The 4571-nt window shown below is 50.4% G+C and carries 5 protein-coding genes and 1 pseudogene; all 6 read left to right on the plus strand.

Features of this window, described 5'->3' with window-relative positions; all coding sequences use genetic code 11:
• A pseudogene (locus tag MHN01_RS17455) lies at positions 1-400 on the plus strand (hypothetical protein); the annotation flags it as partial.
• A gap of 204 nt (positions 401-604) precedes the next feature.
• Positions 605-1069: a hypothetical protein gene (locus MHN01_RS17460; protein ID WP_239412508.1), complete on the plus strand. Its 465-nt coding sequence runs from the start codon at positions 605-607 to the stop codon at positions 1067-1069.
• A gap of 23 nt (positions 1070-1092) precedes the next feature.
• Positions 1093-2727, plus strand: coding sequence for a type III secretion system outer membrane ring subunit SctC (sctC, locus tag MHN01_RS17465; protein ID WP_239412509.1), 1635 nt, complete (start codon positions 1093-1095; stop codon positions 2725-2727).
• Positions 2728-2732: 5 nt separating this feature from the next.
• A complete protein-coding gene (gene sctD / locus MHN01_RS17470) occupies positions 2733-3926 on the plus strand; it encodes a type III secretion system inner membrane ring subunit SctD (protein WP_239412510.1) in 1194 nt (397 codons plus the stop codon).
• 205 nt (positions 3927-4131) lie between these two features.
• Entirely contained in the window at positions 4132-4347 is a 216-nt protein-coding gene (locus MHN01_RS17475) for an EscF/YscF/HrpA family type III secretion system needle major subunit (protein WP_075761812.1), read from the plus strand.
• Positions 4348-4355: 8 nt separating this feature from the next.
• Positions 4356-4571, plus strand: a 216-nt coding sequence (locus MHN01_RS17480) for a hypothetical protein (protein ID WP_239412511.1), incomplete at its 3' end; no start/stop codon positions are given.

The raw sequence follows: 4571 nt of genomic DNA on the forward strand, positions 1-4571 counted from the left end.
GTTCGAGCTGACCGACACCAGTACCGTACGTGCTCTGCTTCGGTATCTCGGCCCGGCAGAAAATACCCACATGAGCAAAGATGATTTTGGTTTTGAGCCGAGCGATGAAGACAAGGAGCTGGAGCTGAACCGGATGGTGTTGAAAACCATGCTGGGCTCAGAACCGTCTGAAGAGCTGGAATTTGGTTCGAAAACTGGCCGGAAATCAGACAAAGCCTTGCTGTCATTGATGAACGATCAAGACGGTGTGTTAGGCCGAGTGATTGATGGCGTAAACACCGGCAAGGATCCGCACTTTGTTCGTGACGAACTTAATCAGCAATTTCAGGATGTGAAGAAGGATGGGGTTCCAAGCTATCTTCGCATGCTCTACCTATCAGAGGGATGGATGCGCCCCTAACGGATTATACGGAAGCTGTTCGTGACACAACAAATTCGCCCCGTTAGGCGTTTCAAATCTTTGTAGCCCAAAGCGACCACAGGCATTGCCATTGGTCGCTTTTTTTTCTCAAAACATGATTTCAACTTATTTGAGGTTTTTTTGAGGATTTATGAAGTGGGCAATGTTGCAATAACTTCTTGAATAATCGGGGTGAATTTATCAATGGCGACACTGGCATCAAAGCTCGACGCATTTGTTGAAACACATGATATAGCCGTGCAGCAACTTGGCGGTATCGAGGTGTTATTAATCCAAAACACCCTGGTGCAGGTGGATGTCAGTAAAGGCGTTGCATCGGTAGCATTTATGCTGCTGCCAGATGAAAGACAGCAGCCTGATAAGCTCTGCCGCCAGTTATGCGAAGTACTAAAAAAAATGGCCTGGGTGGCACAGCATACTCAGGTCGAGCTGATGGTGGAATCGGATCACTCCAAGCTGACATTGCTTCAGCGTCTGACAAGAGACGGTGAGCTGACCGGCGATCGCGGTGAGGCCGTTGATCTGGACGGGAGAATAGAGCAGTTGTTGTGGGTTGTAGACGTTATGTATGAATTGACGGGGTCGGAGCAACAACAAATGATGCCGTCCGTTACCCATCTGGCTGCCAGCAGTATGGTGTTCGTCTGATGCTTGAGTGGGGATCGAAATGCTTGTCTGAGCTTTTGTTTAAATGGCTGTTTGAACGGCTGTCCATCTGGCTACGATTATCGTCAAAGAGGCTGAGTGTATCTTTCATTGCTATTTTGCTGTTGCTCTCAGCGGTGGGCTCATTTTCAACTCAGGTCTGGTCACAATCTTTACCGCGTAGCGGGTATCAGCATATCGGACAGGATGAGCCGCTGGCTGATGTGCTGAAAGGGTTTTCAGCCAACTACCGATTATCAGCCGTTGTCAGTGAATGTATTAGTGAAAAGTTCAATGGACAGGTCGCGGCTTCCACGGCGGAGCATTTTTTAAGTCAGCTACAGGCTGCATTTGGCTTTATCTGGTTTCGCTATGGCAACACGCTTTATTTTAACTGCGGCAGTGAAATGCAGACAAAGGTGCTGACCTTGAAACAGATGTCACCGGCAGCGCTGAAGCAGGCCATGGGGCAGGTTGGTTTGGATCTGGACCGTTTTGGCTGGCGTTCATTGCAAGACAAGGGGCTGTTGCTGGTGTCGGGGCCACCACGGTTTGTTGACATTGTGGAACAGGTGGCTACCGGCTTGGACGAGCAGGCCAAGGTCAAACAGGCAGAAGAGCTGCAAACGTATGTCGTTCCTTTGTATTTTGCCTGGGCGGGGGATCGCCTGGTCGGGGATGGCAAGACAGTACCTGGGGTCGCAACGACACTGCGAAAGCTAATGGGGTACAACTCGCAAGACTCTATCGGCCGGATCGAATCGGATGAGAGCCGTAACGCGGTATTGCTAAGAGATACCCAGTCAAATATCGATCGCTATATTCGAATGATCCACGCAATGGACAGATCCCTTAAGCAAGTCGAAATCGGCGTCACAATTATTGATATCAAGGAAGACGCACTGGAGGAGTTCGGCATTGACTGGGGAATCAATGGCTCGTCAGGCAGTTTGAGCTATCAAGGTGGTGTCATTAGCGGCGTACTGGGGGACGGGTTAAACCTTTCTACCATTATCGGGGCCAATATTACCGGTGTATTGTTCCGTCTCAAGGCGTTAGAGAGCCAGAGTAAAGCGCGAATGCTCTCTAGGCCTTCCTTGCTGACCCAGGAAAATACGGAAGCAGTGCTGGATAACAGCGAGACATTTTATGCCCGAGTGACATCAAAGGAAGATGCGCAATTGGTGCCATTGACTGCCGGGACAAAGCTCACGGTTACCCCAAGGGTTATTCCTGATAAGACAGGCGATGTGGTCAAGCTTGATATCCAGATCACCGATGGCAAAACCACGGACGAGCGCGTCGACAACCTGCCGACAATTAAGGGCAGTTTCATCAAGACGGAAGCCATGGTGAGAAAGGGCCAGAGCTTGCTGATTGGAGGATATTTTGTGGATTCGGAAACAATGGGAACGGACAAAGTGCCTGTGCTGGGTGATATACCGATGATAGGAGCGCTTTTTAGCCAAGAGAAAAGCACAACTAGCCGGATGGTTCGTCTTTTCCTGATCCGGCCAAAAGTGCTGGAGCCCGGTTTGAATAATCTGGCCGAAGCCCGCCAGCAATATCCTGAGTTAAGGCAAATCGTGCCGGGAGTTGCCGAGGTCGAGGCGCTGGAGGAAGCCTTTGTCTCTGGTTCTACACATTCTTTATATAGGTAACGGGCATGACAAGGTGGAAATTAAAAGTGCTGTCTGGCAGCCATGCCGGGGCCGAAATGGCAACTGAGCAAAATAATATTGTTCTGGGTTCAGACAGTGCACGTGCCGATTGCGTGCTGTCTGATTGTGGTTTTGCCGCCGTTGCTTGTCAGCTGACACTGACGGATACCGATCAGGTAATAAAAATCTTGGCAGACACAGTCTGGTATCTGAATGGAAAACGACAGTCAGCCGGTATTGCCCGTATCAAGCCTTATCAGGTTATTCAGGTCGGGGGAGTGGCGTTTGCTTTCGGGCCATCGGATGTTGTGTGGCCGGTACTCACTGTTCCTGTTGTTAGTCGCCGCCGAATCCCTTGGGCAGGCATTGCCTTGTCTGGGGTTCTGGTGGTCGGCAGTTTGTCGGCATCGCTTGTGTTGTCGACAAAGTATGCCAAAGCACGACGGACAACAGCGGCTCAGCTGTTGGAACAGCTGGACTATTCCTCGGTTACCCTGCAGCCACTCAATGATCGGTTGCTGTTGTCAGGGTATGTCGAAGACAGGGAAAGTTTGCAGGCGTTGAAAAATACCCTTGCTGAGTCTCAGCAACCCATTGAATGGCAAGTTTATCGCGTAGATAGCGTACAAAACGCCGTGACGACCTGGCTTGCTCAGCATGATTTGGCAGGCTTGGATGTGACGGTTGATAGCCATGGCGTAGCCCAGATCAAAGGGGTGCTTAAGGATGGCCTTGATCTGGCCAAGACCAGTAACAGCTTGCAAGACGATGTGCAGGGACTTACCCGTACCGATTGGCAAATCGCGCGTATTTCGGATTTGATCGGCTGGCTTCAGCAAGCCATCCGACAGCAGAATTTACCGGGGCTGATGGTGGCTGAATCCGACGAGAATATCTATCTGACGGGTAAGTTGTCAGAGCAGGAGAAGCCGAAACTGACAGCGTTACTTGAGCGAGCTGCCGAGCAGTTTGGGCATCAGGTGCCAGTGCAATATCAGGCTTTCTTATTGCCAGACAGCCCATTGCCGTCTATCCGGGCGGTGAGCCTGAGTCGAACACCGTATGTCGTGATGTCCGATGGTCAAAAATACCTCACCAGCGCTGTGATCGGGGATGGTTATACGATTCGGAAAATTACCGATGAAGGGATCGCGATAGCCAAACAGGGCAAGCAGTGGTGGTTACCGACAGGAGGTTGAATGTTTTCAGATACCACTTTATTAGAGCAGCATTTTTGTCAATTTGAGCGGGCATTGGCACAGGTCGAAAACCGGCTGCTTGAGCCTATGCTACCCGCACAGTTTGCTCAGATGGTGCGTTGGCAGCAGGCATTGAAACTGGCTGTCAGTCATATTCTCGATCAAGAAATAGCGAATAATATCAATGATAAAGGAAGGCTGAATTATGAATTTCGACACCATCAACCAGGGGCTTGGCAAGATAATGGAAGCCAAGGATACCGAGCTGACTCGCTTCTCGACCGAGATGGATCCGGGCAAGCCCGAAGATCTGATGAAATTTCAAAAGATGGTCAGCGAATGGTCAATGGTGATGGGGCTCCAGAGCGCGACGATAAAATCAGTACGCGATGCGCTGCAGGGCATTATTCAAAAGATGTAGTACAGGGCTTGGCAAATCTTGCGTTGCTTTTTGGCGGTCAGGCTCGGCTCAACGATGCCGAGACTTTGCTGGCACCGATACTGGAAAACCATGGTGATGATAGTGGGCTGTCTCCGGCAGACAGCGAACAAAGACGATATCAGCGCAAGGTTGCCAGCATCATTCAGGCAATGTGCCTGTGTGAAGTCAATGAGATGCACCAGGCTCAGGCGGTATTGAAGAAA

The organism is Photobacterium sp. OFAV2-7, assembly GCF_022347985.1.
In the GTDB taxonomy this organism is placed as follows: Bacteria; Pseudomonadota; Gammaproteobacteria; order Enterobacterales; family Vibrionaceae; genus Photobacterium.